This is a genomic window from Haloferula sargassicola (assembly GCF_040362925.1).
GTDB lineage: Bacteria > Verrucomicrobiota > Verrucomicrobiia > Verrucomicrobiales > Akkermansiaceae > Haloferula > Haloferula sargassicola.
In genome coordinates, this window is record NZ_BAABRI010000009.1 from 1 (window position 1) to 20,918 (window position 20,918).

Annotated in this window: 18 protein-coding genes; 3 read left to right on the forward strand and 15 right to left on the reverse strand. The window is 61.9% G+C overall.

What is annotated here, in order from left to right:
- Positions 1-657, forward strand: a 657-nt coding sequence (locus ABXH26_RS08995; protein ID WP_353566724.1) for a hypothetical protein, incomplete at its 5' end; no start/stop codon positions are given.
- 638 nt (positions 658-1,295) lie between these two features.
- Here the strand turns inward: ABXH26_RS08995 and ABXH26_RS09000 are convergent.
- From ABXH26_RS09000 to ABXH26_RS09020, 5 genes are all read right to left on the reverse strand, one after another.
- On the reverse strand, positions 1,296-1,961 hold the full coding sequence (locus ABXH26_RS09000; protein WP_353566725.1) for a hypothetical protein: 666 nt from the start codon (positions 1,959-1,961) through the stop codon (positions 1,296-1,298).
- 95 nt (positions 1,962-2,056) lie between these two features.
- Entirely contained in the window at positions 2,057-2,752 is a 696-nt protein-coding gene (locus ABXH26_RS09005; RefSeq protein WP_353566726.1) for a hypothetical protein, read from the reverse strand.
- 596 nt (positions 2,753-3,348) lie between these two features.
- Complete coding sequence (locus tag ABXH26_RS09010; protein ID WP_353566727.1) at positions 3,349-3,561, reverse strand: addiction module protein; 213 nt, start codon at positions 3,559-3,561, stop codon at positions 3,349-3,351.
- A 1,087-nt stretch (positions 3,562-4,648) separates the two neighbouring features.
- A complete protein-coding gene (locus ABXH26_RS09015; protein ID WP_353566728.1) occupies positions 4,649-5,383 on the reverse strand; it encodes a suppressor of fused domain protein in 735 nt (244 codons plus the stop codon).
- Positions 5,384-5,513: 130 nt separating this feature from the next.
- Complete coding sequence (locus ABXH26_RS09020; protein WP_353566729.1) at positions 5,514-5,942, reverse strand: hypothetical protein; 429 nt, start codon at positions 5,940-5,942, stop codon at positions 5,514-5,516.
- A gap of 91 nt (positions 5,943-6,033) precedes the next feature.
- Here ABXH26_RS09020 and ABXH26_RS09025 point away from each other — a divergent pair, with 91 nt between their 5' ends.
- Positions 6,034-6,429 (forward strand): transposase, encoded by a 396-nt coding sequence (locus tag ABXH26_RS09025; RefSeq protein ID WP_353566730.1) that lies wholly within the window; start codon positions 6,034-6,036, stop codon positions 6,427-6,429.
- A 113-nt stretch (positions 6,430-6,542) separates the two neighbouring features.
- Here the strand turns inward: ABXH26_RS09025 and ABXH26_RS09030 are convergent, their stop codons facing one another.
- From ABXH26_RS09030 to ABXH26_RS09050, 5 genes are all read right to left on the reverse strand, one after another.
- Complete coding sequence (locus ABXH26_RS09030; RefSeq protein ID WP_353566731.1) at positions 6,543-8,294, reverse strand: AIPR family protein; 1,752 nt, start codon at positions 8,292-8,294, stop codon at positions 6,543-6,545.
- 129 nt (positions 8,295-8,423) lie between these two features.
- Entirely contained in the window at positions 8,424-9,125 is a 702-nt protein-coding gene (locus tag ABXH26_RS09035) for a hypothetical protein (RefSeq protein WP_353566732.1), read from the reverse strand.
- A gap of 1,107 nt (positions 9,126-10,232) precedes the next feature.
- Positions 10,233-11,093 carry an RNA polymerase sigma-70 factor gene (locus tag ABXH26_RS09040; RefSeq protein ID WP_353566733.1) on the reverse strand — a complete coding sequence of 287 codons (861 nt, stop codon included), beginning with the start codon at positions 11,091-11,093 and terminating at the stop codon, positions 10,233-10,235.
- 14 nt (positions 11,094-11,107) lie between these two features.
- Positions 11,108-11,575, reverse strand: a complete 468-nt coding sequence (locus tag ABXH26_RS09045) for a carboxymuconolactone decarboxylase family protein (protein WP_353566734.1) — start codon at positions 11,573-11,575, stop codon at positions 11,108-11,110.
- A 64-nt stretch (positions 11,576-11,639) separates the two neighbouring features.
- On the reverse strand, positions 11,640-11,843 hold the full coding sequence (locus tag ABXH26_RS09050; RefSeq protein ID WP_353566735.1) for a hypothetical protein: 204 nt from the start codon (positions 11,841-11,843) through the stop codon (positions 11,640-11,642).
- A 157-nt stretch (positions 11,844-12,000) separates the two neighbouring features.
- Here ABXH26_RS09050 and ABXH26_RS09055 point away from each other — a divergent pair, with 157 nt between their 5' ends.
- Complete coding sequence (locus tag ABXH26_RS09055; RefSeq protein ID WP_353566736.1) at positions 12,001-13,230, forward strand: hypothetical protein; 1,230 nt, start codon at positions 12,001-12,003, stop codon at positions 13,228-13,230.
- Positions 13,231-13,283: 53 nt separating this feature from the next.
- Here ABXH26_RS09055 and ABXH26_RS09060 read toward each other — a convergent pair whose 3' ends face one another.
- The 5 genes from ABXH26_RS09060 to kdpB are packed head-to-tail and all read right to left on the reverse strand — an operon-like array spanning position 13,284 to position 20,863.
- Complete coding sequence (locus ABXH26_RS09060; RefSeq protein WP_353566737.1) at positions 13,284-13,967, reverse strand: response regulator; 684 nt, start codon at positions 13,965-13,967, stop codon at positions 13,284-13,286.
- Positions 13,964-16,573, reverse strand: coding sequence for a DUF4118 domain-containing protein (locus ABXH26_RS09065; protein ID WP_353566738.1), 2,610 nt, complete (start codon positions 16,571-16,573; stop codon positions 13,964-13,966). The genes ABXH26_RS09060 and ABXH26_RS09065 overlap by 4 nt, the downstream gene beginning before the upstream one ends.
- Positions 16,570-17,121, reverse strand: coding sequence for a potassium-transporting ATPase subunit C (locus tag ABXH26_RS09070; protein WP_353566739.1), 552 nt, complete (start codon positions 17,119-17,121; stop codon positions 16,570-16,572). Before ABXH26_RS09070 ends, ABXH26_RS09065 begins: the two co-directional genes overlap by 4 nt.
- Before the next feature lie 19 nt (positions 17,122-17,140).
- The gene (gene kdpA / locus ABXH26_RS09075) at positions 17,141-18,799 is read right to left on the reverse strand and encodes a potassium-transporting ATPase subunit KdpA (RefSeq protein WP_353566740.1); all 1,659 of its coding nucleotides are present in this window, start codon (positions 18,797-18,799) and stop codon (positions 17,141-17,143) included.
- 18 nt (positions 18,800-18,817) lie between these two features.
- Entirely contained in the window at positions 18,818-20,863 is a 2,046-nt protein-coding gene (gene kdpB / locus ABXH26_RS09080) for a potassium-transporting ATPase subunit KdpB (RefSeq protein ID WP_353566741.1), read from the reverse strand.
- Between the last annotated feature and the right edge of the window lie 55 nt (positions 20,864-20,918).

Below are 20,918 nucleotides of genomic sequence, written 5' to 3' on the forward strand. Positions count from 1 at the left end.
CTCCCGCGACATTTCCATGGGTTAGCTGACTTCATCGCAACACTCGGTAATGACTACTGGCTAGGTTTTGTCATATCTGGACTCTCACCAGATCAGAAGCGCCTCGCTTCGCTCGGCGCACAACGTCAGAGGCCTCCTACACCTGCCCTTGGGCGCGGCCTCGACTGTTGGTTGACGGTTGATGAATCATGGCAGATTGAACTCGCGGCGGGTCAGGTGTTAGGAGCGCCGACTTGTTCTGCGTTGTCTTTCTTGGAGGCGCCGGAGAGCGGTATCGCGAACGAACTCTTCCGAGTCTTCAGAAAGCTGCTCCAGAATGGACTCCGAAACCTTGGCGTTGTTGGCGAGGGCATTTCTCACCGAGGCATCGGAATCGACGGCGAGACGCGCCTGGATGTCTGGAGTGATTCGACGCGTCATGGCGACCTCAGTGCGAACGACAACCCGGGGATCGCTCGAAATCGCCTCAAGGATCTCGACCGGAGCTGTCTTGTTCCGCGCAACCCACTCATTCGCCAGCGAATACCGAGTGATGATCTCTCGCCAGACTTCGATTGGCGCTTCGTCATATCGGAAGCGGTGATAGTCGTCTGGATCTTCGCTCCGCATCAGCGCGAGAAACTCTTGAGCGGTGCTTATCATTTATTTGCAGATTGAGGTAGGGACGCCGGTCATCCGGCGCCCCCCTCGCAGATCCCGGCGTGCGGAATTGCCGCACCGGGCTCCTCGGATGGACGCGCTTCGATTCCGCGACGCCGTTGGTTTCTGTTTCTGACTTCATCGTTTACTCATGCGCTCCCCGCTTGTCGAGCCTCCCGCCAGCTCCAGGGTAACGGGGTTTCCACAATCCTCGGCCGCGGTATCTTCCACCGCTCCCATGCCACGGCAAACTCCGCCCAGGTGAAGCTGCGCCGCTGGCTGCGGCGGTTCCACCCTTTGAAGGCCAAGCGCCGGACGTGATGCAGCAGTTGCCACAGACGCACCGAGTTGTTCCCGATCACTCCGAAGTAGCGGCTGCGAACTACGGCTTTCACCATAAAAGTGCCCATGCCACGCCGCGTTTCAGGAAACCCCGCTCCACCGGCGACTCGCACCTCTCCCGGCGCGGGCCAATCCCGGAGCGATTCGCCCCGCGGCCCCCGCGGAGGTCGTCAAACGGCCATCCGCCGCCGCCCGATCACGGCAAGTCGTTGACCCACAGACGCGGATTGAAACCGCAAGAGCGATAGCCACACCGCCCGTCCAACCCGCCTGGGCCCGTTCAACAACCGATAGCTTCGGGCTACCGTCCGAAGCTATCTTTGGGGTTGGCCTTCTTTGGTCGATAACTCTGAGGTTTTTGCCTGCCGATCGCGTCGAAAGGACTCTCGAACAAGAAACCACATCCGGTCGCAGTCCGCCGGGCTTCCCCTCAACAAGATGAATGTCTTGCTCTTGCTCAAGATGCACTCATCAAAGCGCTCCGGCTCGAACGCCCGGTCAACAAGCAACTGATTGAAATCGGTCTCCAATATCTGGGTCCGCCACGAATCCGGCAGTTCGAGAAACACCGTGCACCGGCAATCCGGCGTCTTTCTGCTCACGGTAAAATCATAGCGATTGGTATCTTCGTCGAAGTCGAGGCTGCCAACGCACCCATAGGCGTAGAGCAGGTCCGTAAGGAGCACCCCGTAGTCCCCTTCCACACGATAGTCCTCGGTGAACACAAGGGCACCCTCTAATCCGGACCCTTGAGCAGTGGTAATTCTCGATTGCGAGTGCATCAGATCACCAAGCGCTTGCTTCTGCAACTGGACTCCCGCGGCCTCCCGCATACGGTTCATGGCCGGTATGATTTGCTCCCCCTTCTTACCGTGAAAGGTGATCTCAACCGCCCAAGGGTTGTAAAAGCTCAACGCATCGGCAGCGAGAGTTCCGAACATCAGAATACCGGCAACGAGAAGCATTGGGATCGCTCGCATGATATCGAGTAGGTTTGGGGCAAACATCAAAGGCCTCTCACCCCGCAACCGGGAGCGCGCCTTCCACTGCGGGTTAAAGGTTGTAGGTACGGAAATCATTGGGACTCCGAGCGCGTTGCCGGTTGTCCAGCACCGCCTTGGTCGCTGTTTGTTCGATGCAGCCCATAGCCGTCCATGACGATCTTTGAAATCCCCGGGCTCTGGAACCACGCTAGAATCTGAGCGTATCCAGAATCGCCCCGATTCCAAAAGGCGTTGCCTAGCTTCTGCTTCATCAAGCCCTCCGAATTGTGTTCGTAGTAGGCAAGGGCAGCTTTCGGTGAATGCTCGATCTGCGTGAGGAACGGCTCGATAGGAATCCCGGTCTTGGCGATCGCGCAGATTAGTTCGTCGATCGTCCATCCCTCTTCGTCATCGATTGCCTCTTGAAGTGCCGCCTGAAAAACATCCTGGAGAGCTCGTCGGCGGGATTCGGGCCAAGCAGTTGGTTGAGTCTCGGCAATTGCTCGTCCTGTGATCTCTATATCCGGCCACCATCCGTCTTCGGTGCAACCGACCTCGAGAATCCGTGGAAGGAAATACATGTAGTCGGCCACCTCACCCACGGTCAGAAATGCCGATGAAGAATACGAGGCTAGCTCGCCGCCAGTGATCGCCCTGAGGGGCTTGGACAGGAGAGTGCAAATATTCTTGTCGTCGATGCAGCATGGGCATCCGCCGATCTTGTGCGGCTTTGGCACGTCCCGGAACGCAGCGTAAAGAGAATCGATGCTATCCGAGAGTGACTTCATTTCTTCGCCGAACGTCGTGTGTGTCGAACCTGCGGTCGAATTCGTGAGGAAAGCAGGAGGGGCGGCCGGCCACGTCGGGAGCATTTTTGAGGAATGCTCGGGACTTGGTTGGGTCATCCTCCTACCTTCCCCGCTCGGTTCGAATCACTGCAGCCTCGCCCGGCGCATGCTCGAACACAAGACAGAAGGCCTTCCAGGGGGAATCCCGCGTGGTGGAAGGGCCAGGAGCAAAGCGAAGTGCCACGAAGGGATGCGAGCCGCAGCGGGCATGGGCCCCTCTCACCGCCGCCCACCGCAATCCCATGTTCGCCCCGCCATCCAAGCGGCTCATTGCACGCGGAAAACCGGTCAAAGTGACCCTCTGCGCCATCGCCCGAAAACTCCTCGTCGACCTCGTCACCCAACTCAAAGAAGAAATCGGAACGTCATCGTTGCTAAGGTGTGCCGCCCGGGAATTCATGACGGCCACCCCGAATCAGGAGAGTATTCCTACCAACCGTTCGACTTCTCAAGATGGATGCTGTCGAGGGTCGGCAACACCGACTTGAAGGCGATATTTTCGCTTGGAACCTTCGGATGGTAGAAGACATCCATCCTCAGCGCTTTCGTCCAACCTGAGCCAGAAACTCGTCGTGTGCGACTGGCGTCACCGCCCCTGAATCCATCTCCGCTTCGCGGCGATCAAGCTCCTCCTCGTCGGCAGAAGCCGGAAAATCAGGGATCTTGTCGAGGAGGTAGGCTAGCAATCCGTTTCGCTCCTCCAGCGTCAATTCGTCGGCCTGCTTCTGGACTTCGGCGAGGTTCACCATGGGAAAACTCTACCCGACGGACGGCAGCTCGCAAGCATTCTGAGCCAACGTCGTGTGTGTCGAACCTGGGGTCGAATTCGCGGGAAAGCAGGAGCGGCGACCGGTAACGTCGGGAGCTTCTTGAGGAATGCTCAGGCCTTGCCTGGGGCACCCTCGTAACGACATCGTTGCTAAGGCCTACTACGCCAGCCCTTGGCCGCCGCCTCGCCAGTAAGTTGGAGGTTTAATGGTCATGTTGGATTGAAATCGCGCCAGAGCAGGTGTTGAGAGCGACGCCTTCTTCGCCGTTGTGGACTCTCGTCACTTTTGGGCTGTATCACCGGAAAGTGCTGACGTCACATGATTAACGGCAGTCTCCAATGAATCGAAGTATCGGAGAGCGTATTGGGCAACCAAGCCTTCGCAGAGTTCGCGATGCTCCATCGCCCTGTCCCATCCATGGTCACGCTTTCTCCGCTCTTCGACACGCCTGCGATGCTCGTCCTCAGCGAGAAGCACAATGACAACCTCATCAGGATTCAATCTCCCCTCGTCGATCGCATCTGCCACGGCAGTCGTGCCAACATACCAACAGACACATTCTCCAGACCTCCGCATCCATTCAAGAATACCATTGAGATTCTCGCGATCTCTCACCTTCCAATCAATGTTTTTGCCCTTGTAATTCGCTAGTGAATCGCCATCAGTCGAGATACTCCGGAACCGCGGGTTATCAGCTCTAAATGTCGATTTTCCGGTTCCAGTCGGAGCTATGAGAAGGCATCCTGTCATAATAATTTCTTGCGATTGAGGTAGAGACGCCAGTCATCCGGCGCCCTCTCGCATATACCGGCGTGCGGAATTACCGTACAGGGCTCCTCGGATGGACGCGTTTCGATCCCGCGACGCCGTTGGTTTCTGTTTCTGACTTCATCGTTTACTCATGCTCTCCCGGCTTGTCGAGTCTCTCGCCAGCTCCAGGACAACGCGGTTTCGAGTTCCGGAAGCGCTGCCTGAGTAAAACGGCAAACGCCGTCCTTTGAGCGTCTGCGTCGAACCAGTCGACCCTACTGCCGACCATGCGGGCCAAGGTCGTCACGCCGTCTCGTTAGCCTTTTCTTCCGAACGGGAACCATGAGCGCTTCTTGGCAACAACACTCGCCCGGGTTGGATTCAGGATCTCGGATACACCCTGCTTGTCGAATCCATCGAACAGCGCTTCGGCACCTTCCTTCAACTTCAGTTCCATCTCGTCGGAGTGGAGAGGAACCACGCTGTGAAAGTGGATGGTCTTGTCCGAGTCGATCGCCAGTTCGTGGAAGTCCTGAGGGAGAGTAATCGGAGGGAGCAGAATGACTCCCGTCATTCGCGTATTGGATGCGAAAGGCTCAGGTGGATTACCGTTGGGAATCGTGTGCATAGCCCAAAGCCATGTCTGATACTCGTGAGGAAACCTCGCCAAGAATTTGAGCATTCGAATGGGCCAATAGCTCGCCTCATCCTTCCATGATTCCTGCGACATCGGCCAAGCTGGCGGCAAGGAAATCAGCAACTCCGAGAATCTGAAGCCGGAACAGTCTTCCGGAGCGTTCATGGCGCGATCACTCATTCCGGATGTCACCAAAGTATAGCAGTTCCGGTCGGGACGTGGCTCCACAATGTGAATATCGACATGCACCAAATCAGAAATGACCTCGTGGAAAACAGTGGCCACCGGGCCAACGTGGGCCTCGATATGCGCAGTGATGCGGTCAATATTCTCGGAATCTCCAATCGCGAACTCGAACTCGCGCTCTCGATTTTGATGCCGGTGGATCGGCGCTCCTGACTCGGATTGTTCCATGGATTCTTGGGATAACGTCAGAGGCCATCAACCCCGCCACCGGAGCGCCAGCCCGATTCAGCTTACAGGTCACTCACCTATCCTCAAGCTTCGACTCGCGGCGGGTAGCGGGGTTGGGTGCGCCGTCCTGTCAGCTCCTTTTCGTGATTGTGTCGCACTCATGAAGAATCTTGGCGAAGTGCTTTGGAATTTCACTCCGGGCCTCCATCACTTGCTCAGTTCCTTCACCAAAAGAGGCGGCGATAGAGCCCCAATGACCGAGTTCCCTGAGGGACTTAGCTAGCTCCGGGTATCGGCTGACTCGACCAGCGGACAACTCGAGTCGTTCTCGCATTGGGGCGAACCTTTCCTTCTTGGACTCTGTCGGTCGATAATCCAGCGCGTATTCCTGCGCTTGACCGGCCAACTCCTCGATCTCAAAGAGTCGCTCTACTTCTCTCTTCCAGAGCACACTACGTTTCTCCCTCGTCAGCGTGAGTCGAGTATTGAGGAGCAGGCTAATCACGGACGTGAGGGCGGCAATTGCTGCCGCCGCGAGGGTGAGATATTCCTTACTCATTTCTTGAGCTAACGTCATGATTGCCTAACCCGTGGTAAATTCGCGAAGGGAGCACGAGGGCAGCCAGTAACGTCGGGAGCATTCTTGAGGAATGCTCGGGACTTGGCTGGGTCACCCGTCCTTCCCCGCTTGGTTCGAATCGGTGCATGAGCAGCCTCGCCTGAGGCGTGCTCGAACACAAGACAGAAGGCCTTTCAGGCGAGGACGTCGTACCATCAGCCGCTGCATCCAGCCCGCCCGGCCCCACTGCCAGGCCACGCGGGAGAAGGTCGACACCCCGGAAGCCAGGGAGCGCTACAGCCACCGCATGGGCACCATCGAACCGGTCTTCGCCCATCTACGGCATGCCAAAGGCCTCACCCGGATCCACTACCGCGGCCGGAAGAAAGTCGCCGTGATCTGGAAACTGTGGTGCATCATGCACAACATCGGCAAGATCGTCCTCTACCGTCCCGGCTATGGCACGGGAGGAGCAGTCACCGGGTGAAGAGAGGCCCTTTCCTCGCCCGTCAGGCCCCCCAGACCCTACGGCGGGCGTCGTACTTAACCGATCCGCTTCATTTCCGCCGATCCAGCCCCAAATCCTGCGAACCCCCTCCTTCATCTACCGGATTCAGAAGCACTGTTTTTCAGGGAGCTTCGGGGGTTTTCAGACGGTCTCGTTCGGGCTCTTGTTTTCTTCGCGACCTTTTTCTTGGGTGCCTCAGCCAAAACCAACCTTTGGATCTTAGTCTTAGTCTTGAGATCCTTGAAGAAACGGTTTGTTGTGAACGTCTCGTCATCGGCCATCTCGTCCTTGACCAACGTCTTGACTATATCCGTAGCGGCCGGAATAAACTTGCGTGCTTCGGCTAGATCGTAGGGGTCTATGCCTCGAACTTCGCAAAGCTCATGCACTGCAAAAAGCACGTGGTAGCCACCGTCGATTAAGAAAAGAAGTGATGCATCAACCTTTTCTTTGTTCCGTATCTTCTTTTGCAGTGTTCGCTTCCTTATTTGGATCTCGTCGTAAATCCGTAAGGAAACCAAGAGTTGCTGGGGGGTGACTTCATTGTTGAAAATAGTGCCGTAAAGATCTCGAAAGACTCGTGCGCGGTCCTTTTTTGCAACCTCAGGTAGCCCGTGCGAATATGCGAGATGCGACTGCCCGGCTGATAACGCATCGATACGCTTGTTTTTAGGCTCTTTTGAGTGCTGTCGTGCCTTCCGTTCGTAGAAGAGTCCTAGATCCCTAAATGACTCTTCAAGTTTCTTCTGGATATCGTCATTCGAATGAAGATCTCGTGTGTTGATTGGAGTCTGACTATTGGTGGCCTCTGCAATCTTGGACGTGATATCTCGATTTCGAGTTTCGTAAATCCTTCCCAGCACAAGCACGTTTTCAAGTTTATCAGGATCGTTCAAATGAGCTTCAAAAAGCGCATTTGAAGTCTGGCCTCCATTTACTATCTGAACATTAGTAAGTGAGATTTTGGGACTCCTGCGTCCGGGTATATAGGAGAACGAGTCGCATGTCATCGTGATGCCGTTATTCAGATACCAAAACTCTGAACTCTCATCAGACAGTGCCGTTTCATATATCTTCTTGTTCACGGCGTTTCTCTTCGTGAGGTAGACGCGAACATTGTCATTGAAAGCATCATGTCGGACTTTTCCTTCGTCCTCAGGATCCGTGATTAGCTTGACGATTTCATTTGCTTCAAAAGTGCAGATAATACCGCGAATATTCCCATCGCTTCGTTCGAAGTAGTTCTTATCAACGGCTCTAAGTTCGGCATCAATCTTGGGCTTCTTTCGCTCAAGAAACATCTGCACAATCGAATCAAGGGAATGGTGATGCACCTCAAAGGAGTTGTAGTCCTCAAGCGACTCCCTAACTCGATCCTGTTGAGTCGACACCATCGGCTTTGTGTTTCCACAGAAGTGGACGTGAAAAGTCGGATCAGGCCTCTCGAGAGCACTCCAGATCTCTTGAACCTTAGCCCAGAGAATTGGATTACAGGTTTGCTCCATCCCATTGCTCTCGTTCAGGAGATCAGCACAGAATGAGAGAATTTTATCAATCTCGTTGGAAGGGAAGTTGTTCTTCGCTTTCTCGAATGTTCCGACATGTTTGAACTGGAAAAGGTGGATGTCGTTACAATCTCCCCGATCATCGACAAATACCGCATCTACGCCTCGATCGTTACTCCCGTCGGTAATGCTGTCGGTGACTTCCTCGGGGGAAAGTTCAAGTAGGTATTCAAGTGCAATGTGTGCGAAAGCTTTTTTCTCCGTTGTGGCGTAGTCGGACTCTCCAACGTAAGCTTTGCATTTTTGCACAAGAGCGTTCCAGTCGATCAGTGTGGCCATAGGTGAGGTGGTTTTCTTCCCGAACAGTGTTTTACATCGACTCGTGGTATCCGAAAGGTGATGCCCCGAATCGGGATATCCACTGTCATTACCCGACTGTAGACGGCGGGTCAATGCGGGGAAGGATGGTCAGGGGACGGGGGCGGGAGCCGGGGGGTCTTGGGGCTTGCGCTTGGGGGAGCGCTCGACGCGGGAGGCGCTCTTCCAGGCGGCGAGGACTTCGGGCTGGGAGGCGAACTTGTTTTTCATGATGGAATCCAAGCGGCTGACCAAGGTCTGGATTTTGCCCAGGATCTGGCCGATCGCGGCGGTGCTTTCGACGCCCTCCTGGTTGTCCTCGTGCTTGGCGGCATTGCAAGTGGTCAGGGCGTCGCGGTCTTCGCGGAGGTCTTCAACGAAGTCGGAAGAGATCTCGAAGGCGAGGAACCTGGCACGAAGGGTCGCTTTGGCAGTTGCTTGTTCGGGTGAATCTCCGGGCTGGTCTTCGAAAAGCTCGAGGAGAGCATCGGCGTGGGTGGTGATGGGCGTTTCGGTCAGGGCCTCCGGGTAGCGGAAGGCAGCGGGAGAAAAGTCGGGGTCATCCAAGGCGATGGCGCGGGCGGTGCGGGAGATGGCCTTGAAGTCTTCCAGCAAGGCAGCCAGCACCGACTCCTTGCTGACAGGTCCACGGAGCTGGCCCACACGGGCCTGCTCGAGCTGCTCGAAGAGGGGGTCGAGCTGGGCAAAAAGCTCCAGCGCTTTGGAGCCGGGAGCGAAATCGTCAGCGCGGGTTTGGCCGAAGGTTTGAACCCGAACGGCGCGTTCGGTGCGGCGGATGTCTCGATCATTCATGGTAGGATTTGCAGTGTTTACGTGTTTACCGAAGTCATTGCGGAACATGGCAAATCCGTCGGGGATGCGAAGCAGTATGTCGCACGGTCAGGGAAAAAGTTTGTCATGGCGCGGCGTCCGCCAGAGGGGGCTTGGGACGGGAGAAGCGGATGGTGGGAAGCAAGCCATGCGTGACAAGCCACGGGGCCCCGCCGGTTTGAGAAAAGCGCGCACCTACTCCGATTCGAACTGCACCGACCCCGGATCAAACACGCACCGACTCGGGATCGAAGGCGCACCTACTTGGATCGAACTGCACCGACCCTGGATCGAACTGCACCGACCCTGGATCGAACTCGCACCGACTCGGGATCGAAGGCGCACCTACCCTGGATTGAACACGCAGCCACCTTGGATCGAACTGCACCTACTCCGGATCGAACTGCACCTACCCCGGATCGAACGCGCACCTACCTTGGATCGAACTCGCACCTACCCTGGATCGAACTCGCACCTACCCTGGATCGAACACGCACCTACCTTGGGTCGAACGCGCACCTACCCTGGATCGGACACGCACCTACCTTGGATCGGACACGCACCTACTCGGGATCGCGATCGACGCAGGCGTAAGCGAATATCGGTGAACGTGCGGACCCTTCCGACGCCCCTGCCGGGGCTTGGGTTTCCAGGGGGGCGGGGTTCCCACGGGGTGAACCCCGTGGCTACTTGCCTGCGCCCCGTTGGGGCTTTGGAACGGAAGCAACTCTTACGGGAGAGTGAACATGGACCGGTCGGGGACCGAATCCGCGCTGCCTGGGCCCGGATGCGTGCATGCCCAAGATCGGACGCGCACCGTCCGGGACCGAACGCGCACTGTCCGGGACCGAACACGCACCTACCCTGGATCGGACGCACACCTTCCTTGGATCGAACGCGCACCTCCCCTGGATCGAACGCGCGCTTACCCGGGCTTGCTTCGACGCCGCTGTCGCTAAGCCTGCCATGCCAACATCCAAGTCCAATCGACTTCGGTGTCTCAGTTCGGGACATCGTGGATGTCCCCAGGGGCCTTTGCAGGATCCTATCGTCGCAAGAGGCTGGCCGGATGGAATCCGCCGCCACGGGTTAGAGCGGGAGCAGTCGGTTGGCTTGGACCAGCTTGTCGGGATTGCGGATGGCGTAGACGGCCTTCACGCGGCCAGCTTCGAGGGCGAAGGTCATGGCGGTGAGGGAGCCATCGCCACTGCGGGTGAGGATCCCGGGGGAGCCGTTGATTTGCACGAAGTGGACCGGCGGCGGCCCGGCGGGGTGATGACGCCGGAGGCCGATGAACATGCGGGCGATGCGGTCGGGACCGTAGATGGGGAGCAGGGCGGCGCGGACCTTGCCGCCGCCGTCGCTGTAAAGCACGGCGTCCTCGGTAAGGAGGCGGATCAGCTCGGCAAGCTCGCCGGTCCGGGTGGCCTCGACGAACTCGCGGACGAGGCGCTCGGCTTCGTCGGTGGCGGGCCGGGCGGGTGGTTTGCCGAAGCGGGACTTGGCGCGGGAAACGATCTGCCGACAGGAGGCGGAGGATTTCCCGACGATGGCGGCGATGCGGTCGTAATCGTGGCCGAAGGCCTCGCGCAGGAGAAAAACGGCCCGATCGACCGGCGGGAGGGTTTCGAGCAGAAGCAGGAAGGCGATGCCGAGCGAGTCGGCGAGGTCGGCCTCGGTGGAGGGGGCGGTGGTTTCCGCGAGCAGGGGCTCGGGCAGCCAGGTGCCGACGTATTCCTCCCGCTGGCGGCGGGCGAGGCGGAGCTGATCGATGCAGAGTCGGGTGAGGGTGGTGGTGAGCCAGGCCTGCGGCTCGCGGATCGCGGTGGGATCGGCCCGGTGCCAGCGGAGAAAAGTTTCCTGCACCATGTCCTCCGCCTCCATCACGCGACCGAGCATGCGGTAGGCGATGGAGAACAGGAGGCGGCGGTGGCTTTCAGGATCGGTCATGAGGCGGGTATCGCTCAGGCGGCCGGTTGGACGGGTAGGCGGAAGCCGACGCCGAAGCGATTCCAAGCGTTGATGGTGGCGATGGCGAGCGTGATCCAGGTGAGCTGGACTTCATCGAAGTGGGCGCGAATCGCGGCGAAGTCGTCCTCCCCCACATGGCCGCCGGGGAGGAGGGTGAGCTTCTCGGTCCACGCCAGGACGGCCTGCTCGGCGGGCGAGTAGAGGTGGGCGGCCTCGCGCCACGCGGGCAGGAGTTGGAGCCGCTGGGCGGACACGCCGGCTTTCACGGCGTCGTTGAAATGCATGTTCATGCAGTAGGCGCAGCCGTTGATCTGGGAGGCGCGGAGCTTGATGAACTCCAGCTGGACCGGATCGATGCCGGCGCTGCGGACGGCGTTTTCGAGGGTGAGCATGGCCTGCATCGCCTCCGGTGAGGCTTTCCAATGTTCGAGACGGGCCTGGGTGGTGTCGGTGGTTTTCATCCACCCGGGATGACGGGGGACGCGGGTCTTTTGTGACAAGAACTTGAGGAAAATGATCTCCCGATCACCCGGCGGTCGGAAGCGGTGCGTTGCGGGCGATCAACTCCTCCGACTTCAGCTTTTCCCAGAACTCGAACGGAATCCTGGCCTCAAAGGACCTGGCGTTTTCCTCGGCTTGCTTTGCATCGCGGGTGCCGGCTTGCTTCGACGCCGCTGTCGCGAAGCCTGCCATGCCAACATCCAAGTCCCATCGACTCCAGTGTCTCATTTCGGGGCATCATGAATTTCCACAAGAGCCTTTGCAGGATCCTATCGTCGCAAGAGGCTGCGCGGAGGGATCCCGCCTCCACGCGGCGCTGCCTCCCCTACGTGGAAGAGGATTGACGACCACAGGGGGCCCGGGGTCAGTGTCCGTATGAAACCCGATGAAACCAAGGAAGACCACCCTCGCCGCCCTGCTGCTGGTCGCCGTTGCCTTGGTGGGTGTCGGCGTGCGTTGGAAATCTTCATCACGTCCGGGCGATGCTTCCTCCGAGGGGAAATCGGGGGCGCTCGCCGAGCGGGCGGGCCGGACCCACGAGCCGGTCCATGCCTCCTCCCGGTCATCGGCCCGCGACCTCGACCGCGTGCTGTTCCGTTTGCTGTCGATCTCCGGCTCGGTGAGGGAGCAAGGGAAGTTCCAGCTTCCCAAGGCGCGGGATCTCCAGGCAGCTCTCGATGAGGTTCCCGTCGATCAGCTGCTCGCCATTCTGGAAAATCTCGATGCGCGGGAGGCGCTGAGTCCTCCTCATGAGGAGTTGATTCATTGCATCTTCGGCGCCCTTGCCCGGCATGATCCCGCGCTTGCCTTGGACACCTACTGGGACAGGGATCACAAGAGCGCGAAGGCCATGCATTTCCGGGTCGATTTCGCCTTTCGCTCGTGGATTCAGAAAGATCCGGAGGCGGCGGTGGCATGGTTCGAGGCGAGGCGTGCGAAGGGACATCTCACGCTGACGGACGCCGAAAAACGGATCGACGCCACCGGTGAGCTCGGCGGCTTGCTCGTCCAGGGCATCGCAGCAGCGGACCCTGCGAAGGCCGCCGAAGTCTGGTCGATGATGAGCGAGGCCCAGCGGTCGGCTTCGCTGGAAGGCGATTGGTTTTCGCGATGGAAGCCCGGGCAGCAACAGGCGGCCGCCGCCTTCCTGCGGGAACATTTCGACCACGATCCCGAGGTCCTCGCCAAGGCGGCCAGCCTGCGCCTGCGGCAAGGATCGCTGGAGGATCTCGGCGGGTTTATCGACGGGCTCTCGCCCAGCTCCGACGAGCGCGCCGCGCTCGTCGGGGAAGCCGTGCGCACGCGGATCGAGGAGGGCGACGAGCTGCGGATCGATCCCGCCGCGGCCCGGGCCTGGATCCTGGCGCAAGCCCCGGACCAGGCCGCGCCCCTTACCGGGGCGGCGCTCGCCCGGATGGTCAGGTGGCACGGTTTCCCCGAAATGGCCGATGCCGCCCGCGCCCACGACGCCACCGACCCGGCGCAGCCCACCCTCGTGGCCTTCCTGATGCAGGCGCCGGAGGAGCAGAGGGCGGAGATCCTTCAGCGGGCGGCGGATCTTTCCGATCCCGCGGCCCGTAGGAAAGTGGAAGGCCGCTTCGGCGGTGCTCCGTAAAGACAGCGGGCGGCACGCTCGGCCCGCAGTGGACGAAAGACGCAGCGCGAAGGCTATGAGGGAGGCACGAGCAGCCGGTAGCCGATGCCGGGTTCGTTGCGGATGATTTCCTCGTCGAGGCCGGCGCGGCGGAGTTTGCGGCGGAGGTGGGCGAAGTGGACGCGGAGGTAGTGGGATTGGTCGGCGGCCTTGGGACCCCAGACGGCTTGAAGAAGATGGGCGTGGGTGAGCACCCGGCCGGCGTGGCGGGCGAGCTGGGCCAGCAGGGAAAACTCGATCGGGGTGAGCGGCACGGGCTTATCCGCCACGGTGACGGCGTGGGCGGCGAGGTCGACGGTGAGTTTTCCTAAAGCAAGCACGGGCTGCTGCTCGGCGGGGGTGACGCGGCGGAGCAAGGCGCGCAGCCGGGCGAGAAGCTCGGGCGCATCGAAGGGCTTGGTGAGGTAATCGTCCGCGCCGTGGTCGAGCGCGGCGACCTTGTCGTGCGGGTCGCTTCGGGCGGAAAGGACCAGCACGGGGAGCTGCGACCACTCGCGGAGGGCGCGGACCACCTCGACGCCGTCGCGATCGGGCAGGCCGAGGTCGAGCAGGAGGAGATCGGGCTGGCTGAGGGCGAGTTCGTGCAGGCCGTGGGCGGCATCGGCGGCGACGCGCACCTCGTGTCCGGCGCCTTCCAGCAGGAGGGTCAGCAGGCGCGTGATCTGCGGTTCGTCATCGATGACCAGGATCCGGCTCATGCAGGCGGATGGTCGGAGGTTCGGACGGGCAGTTCGATCACGAACTCGGCGCCCTGCGGCGTGGCATTTCCGGCGGTCACGGTGCCACCGAGCCCGCGGACGATGCCGGCGACGATGGAAAGCCCGAGCCCGAGGCCGCCGGGGCGGGCGTGGGGGCCGCGGTGAAAGCGGTCGAACACCCGCGCGGGGTCGGCGAGGCCGGGGCCTTGGTCGCGGACGCGAAAACGCAGCCGGTCGGGCTCGGCGAGGCCGGCATCGAGATCGATGGCCGTGCCGGCGGGGGTGTGCTGGCCGGCGTTTGCGAGGAGATTGACGAGGACGGCGAGGGTGAGTTCGCCATCGAGCCAGACCAGCGCGGGGGTGCCGGAGGCGATGTGGATGGCGAACGGGTGGCCGGTGAGATCGTCCTGGCTGCGCTCGCGGGCGGTCTCGCACAGGTCGAGCAGATCCCACCATTCCGGCTGCGGCTGGACTTGGCCGGTTTCGAGCCGGGCGGACTCGACGAGCTGATCGACCACGCGGCGGAGTCGGCGGTGGGCGGCGCGCATTTCGGGGGCGAGGTCCCGGCCGGGAACCTCGTTTTCCAAGGCATCCAGAGCGGCTCCGATGATGGCGACCGGCGTGCGGAGTTCGTGGGAAACGTGATCGAGCAGCGAGCGGCGGAGTTGTTCGCTGCGTTCGAGAAACTCGGCGTGATGGATGGCGCGGAGCAGATGGTCGCGCTCCAAGGCGAGGCCAAGCTGGGCGGCGATGGCGGCGAGGATTTCGCGGTCCGAGAAGGTGAGGCCTCCGTTTTCCGGGGAAATCGAGAGCACGCCCATGGCGAAAGAGCGGCCTTGAAGCGGAAGGTGGAGAGCGGCGGCCTCCGGCAGGTTGGCGGTGCCATGACCGGCGGCCTGTCTTTTCTCGAAGACCCACTCGGCCACCGCTTGGTCGCGCGGGTCGAGTTCGAGCCGCCCGGCGGGATGGGGCGGGCCGAGTTCGTGCGTGGCGTCATCGCGCAGCCGCAGCGCACAGGGCCGGCGGAAGAGGGTCATGATGGTCTCCAAGCAGTGCCCGAGGGTGCGGGGATCGGACTGCGGGCCGGTGAGCGCGCCGGTGATTTCGAGCAGCCGGGCGTGGTGGCTTTGTTGCCGGGACAGGGCGCGCTCGCGTCGCCTCAAGCGGCTGGCCACCGAGCCGATGCTCAGCGCGGCGATCGTCAGGGCGACGAACATGATCGCATCCCGCGGGTCGTGGATTTCGAAACTGTGGAAGGGCTCGGTGAAGAGGAAATTCCAGAGCAGCCCGGAGAGCAGCGCCAGCGTGAGCGTCCCGGGCAGGGCGAAGCGAAGCCCGCCGAGAATCACACCGCAGAGCAGCAGCAGCGCGAGGTTGTCGGCCCCGAGCCAGGGGAAAACGAGGAGCCCGAGTGCTGCCAGCACTCCCGCCACGATCGCGGCGACGGCGATTTCCCGGAGCGTGGCCGAGCGGCCGGCGGGAGGCGGCGATGAAGTCGATGGGGGCGCAGGGGTTTCATCGAGCACGCCGGGCTCGATCGCGACGACATCGATGTCGCCGCTGCTCTGAAGCAGGGCGAGCGCAGGCGGCGGCCGGAAATGGTCGCGCCACCGGTGCCGCGGGGATTTCCCGATGACGATCTGGGTCGCGCCCTGCTCCCGCGCGGCCGCCAGCAGGCCCGCGACGAGGTCGGTCGCTTCCAGGATCGATGCCTCGGCCCCGAGTTCGCGGGCCAGGGCGAGATGGCGGCTCACCCGCTGGGCGTCGTCGGGGCTGAGGGTTTCGTCGGTATTGATGGCGATGGCCGACCACGGGGCGTCGAGCGCGCCGGCCATGGCGCGGGCGCGCCGGATGAGCGCGGGGGAAAAGGGGCTGGGGCCGACGGCGACCAGCAGCCGCTCGCGGACGCGCCAGCTCGGGGCGTGGCGGCGCTGCGAGCGGATGTCATGAAGGTCCACGCCGACGCGCTCCGAGGTGTATCTCAGGGCGAGTTGACGCAGCGCGGTGAGATGGCTGGGGCGGAAGAAATTCGCCGCCGCGGCCTGCGCCCGGTCGCCGAGATAGACTTTTCCCTCCTCCAGCCGACGCAGCAGGTCACGAGGCGAAAGATCGATCAGCTCGATCGAGTCAGCGCGGTCGAGCAGGCTGTCGGGCACGGTTTCCCGAACGGGGACGCCGCAGATGCCGCGGACGATGTCGGCGCGGCTTTCGAGGTGCTGGATGTTGAGGGTGGTGAGCACGTCGATGCCGGCCTCAAGCAGCTCGACCACGTCCTGCCAGCGCTTCGGATGGCGCGATCCGGGAGCGTTCGAGTGCGCGAGTTCATCGACCAGCACCACCGGCGGACGGCGGGCGAGCAGGCCATCGAGATCCATCTCCTCCAGCACGGTGCCGCGGTGGGGAAGCTTTGCCATCGGCTGCCGCTCGAGGCCCTCCAGCAAGGCCGCCGTTTCCTTCCTGCCGTGGGTTTCCACCACGCCGACGACGAGGTCGGTGCCCTGCTCGGCCAGGGCCCGCGCGGCGAGCAGCATGGCGTAGGTTTTCCCGACGCCCGGGCACATCCCGAGGAAGACTTTCAGGCGGCCGTGGGGAGATGCGTCGGTCATCGGGCGGCGGAGAGCTGGTCGAGGGCGAGATTCAACTCCAGAACATTGACCAGGATCGGTGAGCCCGCGAGCCCGGCGATCGGGCGGGAGATGTCGTGGATGAGGCCCTTGAGCTGGGTTTCCTCCAGCCCGCGGGCCCGGGCCACGCGAGCCACCTGATAGCGGGCGCCCGCAAGGCTGATGTCGGGATCGAGGCCGGAGCCGGAAGCGGTGACGAGGTCCGCGGGGATGGGATGGTCAGGGGTGGCACCGTAGCTGGCGGCGATCGCCGCTGCGCGCGCGGCGAGGTCGGGGTTGGTCGGGCTCAGGTTCGAGCCGGCGGCCCCTTGTCCGTCGTAGTCGCAGGCCGAGGGACGGGGATGAAAGTAGTCATCGCGGGTGAATTTCTGAGCCACCAGGCGGGAGCCGATCGGTTTCCCATCCGGCCCATAGAGGATGGAGCCGGTGGATTGCTCCGGAGCGACCACGGCGGCGAAACCCAGCACCGCGGGAAGATAGAGGAAGCCGATGGAGAACACGCAGAAGATGAGGAGTCGGAGGAGAGTCATGGTATCGAAAGTTGAGGGATCACTGAGCGGCGAGAAGATGTTCGAGGACCGGCCCGAGCAAGGCGACGGGCAGGAAGGTGAGTGCGCCGAGGAACAGGATGACTGCGAAGGTCATGAAGCCGAAGGTCGGCGTGTCCGTGCGGAGCGTGCCGGCGGACTCGGCCACGGAGGGCTTGGCGGCGAGCGAACCGGCGATGGCCAGCGGGATGACGATCGGCAGGTAGCGGCCGAGCAGCATGACGATGCCGGTGGCGACGTTCCATGGCGTGGTGCCATCGCCCAAGCCTTCGAGGCCCGAGCCGTTGTTGGCGGCGGCCGAAGAGAACTCGTAGAGGATTTCCGAGAACCCGCGCGGGCCGGAATTGGCGACGGTCTCCGCTCCCATCGGCGTGGCGGCAAAGAGGGCCGTGCCGCCGAGGATGAGCAGCGGGTGAAGAAGGAAGGCACCTGCGGCCAGCGCCATTTCCCGGGTCTCGATCTTTTTCCCGAGATACTCCGGCGTCCGTCCGACCATCAACCCGGAGACAAAGATCGCGATGATCATGAAGAGGAAGAAGTTGATGAAACCCACGCCGACTCCGCCGAAGGTCGAGTTGAGCCACATGCCAGTGAGGGGCGCGATCAGCGTCAGCGGATTGAGGGAGTTGTGCATCGAGCCGACCGAGCCGTTGGAAGTCGAGGTGGTAAGCACGCTCCAGAGCGGGCTGGTGGTGATGCCGAAGCGCAGCTCCTTGCCTTCGAGATTCGGCGTGGAGGCGACCGGCAGTCCGGCAAACCCGGCGGTCGGCGCGGTTTCACCCATGGTGGCGATGGCGAGCTTCAACCCGAGGAAGGCGGTCATCACGGCCACGATGACCGCGGCGTGGCGGGAGCGCCCGACGATGCGGCCGAAGGTCCAGACGCAGGCCATCGAGATGACGGGAATGGCGAGCAGCGACAGGAAGTTCGCCATAAAGCCCGGGCCCTCGAGCGGATGGGTGGAATTCGGTCCGAAGAAACCGCCGCCGTTCGTGCCGAGTTGTTTGATGGCGAGGAAGGCGGCCACCGGTCCGCGGGCGATGGTTTGAGAGGCACCTTCCAAGGTGGTGACCGGGAGCGCGCCCTGCAGCGTCATCGGCACGCCAGCCAGCACATAAAGGAAAGCCCACAAGGTGGCGAGGGGCAGCTGGAAGAAGACGAGGATGCGGGTGAGGTCGCGGGCGAAGGACCCCATATCGCGCCGTCCCGCCAGTCCGCGCGCCAGTGCGAAAAAGGCCGCGATGCCGCTGGCGGCCGAGGTGAACTGCAGGAACATCAGGGTGAGTTGCGTGAGATAACTGAAATTCGCTTCACCCGAGTAATGCTGGAGATTGGTGTTGGTGACGAAGGACACCACCGTATTGAACACGAGAGACATCTCCACCGGACCCTGACGGTCGGGATTCAGCGGCAGATGATGTTGATTCGCCATGACTCCCCAGGTGAGGGCGAACATCAGGGCGTTGAAGCCGAGCAGATGGAGGAAGTAGCGTTTCCATGAGCCACCGGTGAGCGAGGAGACACCGAGAAGCCGCCCGATCCATCGATCCGCCAGACCTCCGGCCGGTGCCTCGACGGCACGGAAGAGGAGAAGGGCGAGCGGCCACGAGATCGCGAGGGCCAGCGCGACGAAGAGCAGGGAGAGGATGAAGGGGTGCATGAGGTTCGGTGTGGGAGTTCAGGCCAGATGGAGCGCGTGCAGCGCGAGGTCGATGAGCTTGATGCAGGGGAAGGGGACGAGGATGCCGCCGAGGCCGTAGATCAGGAGGTTGCGACGCAGCAGAGAGGCGGCATCCATCGGTCGGCAAGTCACGCCGCGCAGGGCCAGCGGGATCAGCGCGACGATGATGAGGGCGTTGAAAATGACGGCGCTCAGGATGGCCGACCGGGGTGAGTGGAGGTGCATCACGTCCAAGGCGGCCAAGGGACCGGATCCTCCGCTCGCGGCGATGCCGACAAACAGCGCGGGCAGGATGGCGAAGTACTTCGCCACGTCGTTGGCGAGCGAGAAGGTGGTCAGCGAACCGCGCGTCATGAGCAGCTGCTTTCCGATTTCGATGATGTCGATCAACTTGGTCGGATCGGAATCGAGGTCCACCATGTTCCCCGCCTCGCGGGCGGCCTGGGTGCCGGTGTTCATGGCCACGCCGACATCGGCCTGCGCGAGGGCGGGGGCGTCGTTGGTGCCGTCGCCGGTCATCGCGACAAGGTGTCCGGCGGCCTGTTCGGCCTTGATGCGCTTCATCTTGTCCTCCGGCGTGGCGCTGGCGAGGAAGTCGTCGACGCCTGCCTCGGTGGCGATCGCGGCCGCGGTGCGTGGGTTGTCACCGGTGATCATCACGGTGCGGATCCCCATTTCGCGAAGCTTCGCAAAGCGCTCGCGGATGCCGCCTTTGACGATGTCCTTGAGATGGATCGTGCCGAGGACGCGGCCCTCGTCGCAGACGACCAAGGGCGTACCTCCTTGGCTGGCGATGCGATCGACTTCTTGCTGCACCTCCTGCGGCCAGGCTCCGCCCGATTGGGTGACGTGAAGTTTCACCGCCTCGGCCGCTCCTTTCCGGATCCGACGTCCGTTGAAATCGACGCCGCTCATCTTCGTCTCCGCGGTGAAGGGAACGAAGCGGGCTTCCATTTCGTGAAGCGCCCGACCGCGGATGCCGTGGAGCTGCTTGGCGAGGATGACGATGGACCTGCCCTCCGGAGTTTCGTCGGCCAATGAGGCGAGCTGCGCGGCCTCCGCCAGATCGCTTTCGCTCACGCCCGGTGCCGCGACGAAGGCGGAAGCTTGGCGGTTTCCGAGAGTGATCGTTCCGGTTTTGTCCAACAGCAGGACATCGATATCGCCAGCGGCTTCGACCGCCCGGCCGGAGGTGGCGAGCACGTTGTGCCGGGTGAGGCGGTCGATACCCGAAATGCCGATCGCCGAAACCAAGCCGCCGATGGTCGTGGGGATGAGGCAGACCAATAACGCCACGAGGCTGGCGAAGCCCGGCATGCCGTCGCCCATGCCTTGCTCGACAAAGTATTCCGCGAAGGGCGGCAGGGTGAAGGTGACGAGGAGGAAGATGAGCGTCAGGGCAATCAGCAGAACACCGAGCGCTTTTTCATTCGGCGTCTTCTGGCGCTCCGATCCCTCGACGAGACCGATCATGCGGTCGAGAAAGGATTTCCCCGGCTCGCAGGTCACGCGGACGACGATGCGATCGGAAAGCACACGGGTACCGCCCGTGACGGCGGAACGGTCGCCGCCCGACTCGCGGATCACCGGAGCGGACTCACCGGTGATCGCCGATTCATCCACGGAGGCGATGCCTTCGATGACTTCGCCATCAGCCGGGATCGCATCGCCGACCTCGCATACCACGACATCACCCGGACGCAGATCGTTGGCAGCCGCGGAGACCTCTTTTCCATCGACAAGCTTCCGCGCCGGCGTGGTGACGCGTATCGACCTCAGCGAGTCCGCTTGCGCCTTGCCCCGCGATTCGGCCAGCGCCTCCGCGAAGTTGGCGAAGAGGACCGTGAACCACAGCCAGAGGACCAATTGGAACTCGAACAAACCCGGCGACCGGAACAGCAGGACCGTGCAAACGAGGGCGCCGAGCCAGACCGTGAACATCACAGGGTTCTTCCACTGCTCCCGCGGGTCGAGTTTGCAGAGGCTGGGAAGCAGGGTGGCGCGAAGCAGTCGTGGATCGAAGAGCGAGGAGCGTGGCTTCATCGACGTCACCCTGCCTCGGAAAACGAGAGACCGGGTGCTAAGACAGATCGCCGCC

Coding starts and splice junctions, on each gene's coding strand:
- kdpB (WP_353566741.1), bottom strand. CDS start 20,863: ATGAAGCCACGCTCCTCGCTCTTCGATCCACGACTGCTTCGCGCCACC.
- ABXH26_RS09045 (WP_353566734.1), bottom strand. CDS start 11,575: ATGAAAACCACCGACACCACCCAGGCCCGTCTCGAACATTGGAAAGCC.
- ABXH26_RS09020 (WP_353566729.1), bottom strand. CDS start 5,942: ATGAGTAAGGAATATCTCACCCTCGCGGCGGCAGCAATTGCCGCCCTC.
- ABXH26_RS09055 (WP_353566736.1), top strand. CDS start 12,001: ATGAAACCAAGGAAGACCACCCTCGCCGCCCTGCTGCTGGTCGCCGTT.
- ABXH26_RS09050 (WP_353566735.1), bottom strand. CDS start 11,843: ATGAGACACTGGAGTCGATGGGACTTGGATGTTGGCATGGCAGGCTTC.
- ABXH26_RS09035 (WP_353566732.1), bottom strand. CDS start 9,125: ATGAATGATCGAGACATCCGCCGCACCGAACGCGCCGTTCGGGTTCAA.
- ABXH26_RS09070 (WP_353566739.1), bottom strand. CDS start 17,121: ATGACTCTCCTCCGACTCCTCATCTTCTGCGTGTTCTCCATCGGCTTC.
- ABXH26_RS09065 (WP_353566738.1), bottom strand. CDS start 16,573: ATGACCGACGCATCTCCCCACGGCCGCCTGAAAGTCTTCCTCGGGATG.
- ABXH26_RS09025 (WP_353566730.1), top strand. CDS start 6,034: ATGCTCGGGACTTGGCTGGGTCACCCGTCCTTCCCCGCTTGGTTCGAA.
- ABXH26_RS09015 (WP_353566728.1), bottom strand. CDS start 5,383: ATGGAACAATCCGAGTCAGGAGCGCCGATCCACCGGCATCAAAATCGA.
- ABXH26_RS09010 (WP_353566727.1), bottom strand. CDS start 3,561: ATGGTGAACCTCGCCGAAGTCCAGAAGCAGGCCGACGAATTGACGCTG.
- ABXH26_RS09000 (WP_353566725.1), bottom strand. CDS start 1,961: ATGCGAGCGATCCCAATGCTTCTCGTTGCCGGTATTCTGATGTTCGGA.
- ABXH26_RS09040 (WP_353566733.1), bottom strand. CDS start 11,093: ATGACCGATCCTGAAAGCCACCGCCGCCTCCTGTTCTCCATCGCCTAC.
- ABXH26_RS09030 (WP_353566731.1), bottom strand. CDS start 8,294: ATGGCCACACTGATCGACTGGAACGCTCTTGTGCAAAAATGCAAAGCT.
- ABXH26_RS09005 (WP_353566726.1), bottom strand. CDS start 2,752: ATGAAGTCACTCTCGGATAGCATCGATTCTCTTTACGCTGCGTTCCGG.
- kdpA (WP_353566740.1), bottom strand. CDS start 18,799: ATGCACCCCTTCATCCTCTCCCTGCTCTTCGTCGCGCTGGCCCTCGCG.
- ABXH26_RS09060 (WP_353566737.1), bottom strand. CDS start 13,967: ATGAGCCGGATCCTGGTCATCGATGACGAACCGCAGATCACGCGCCTG.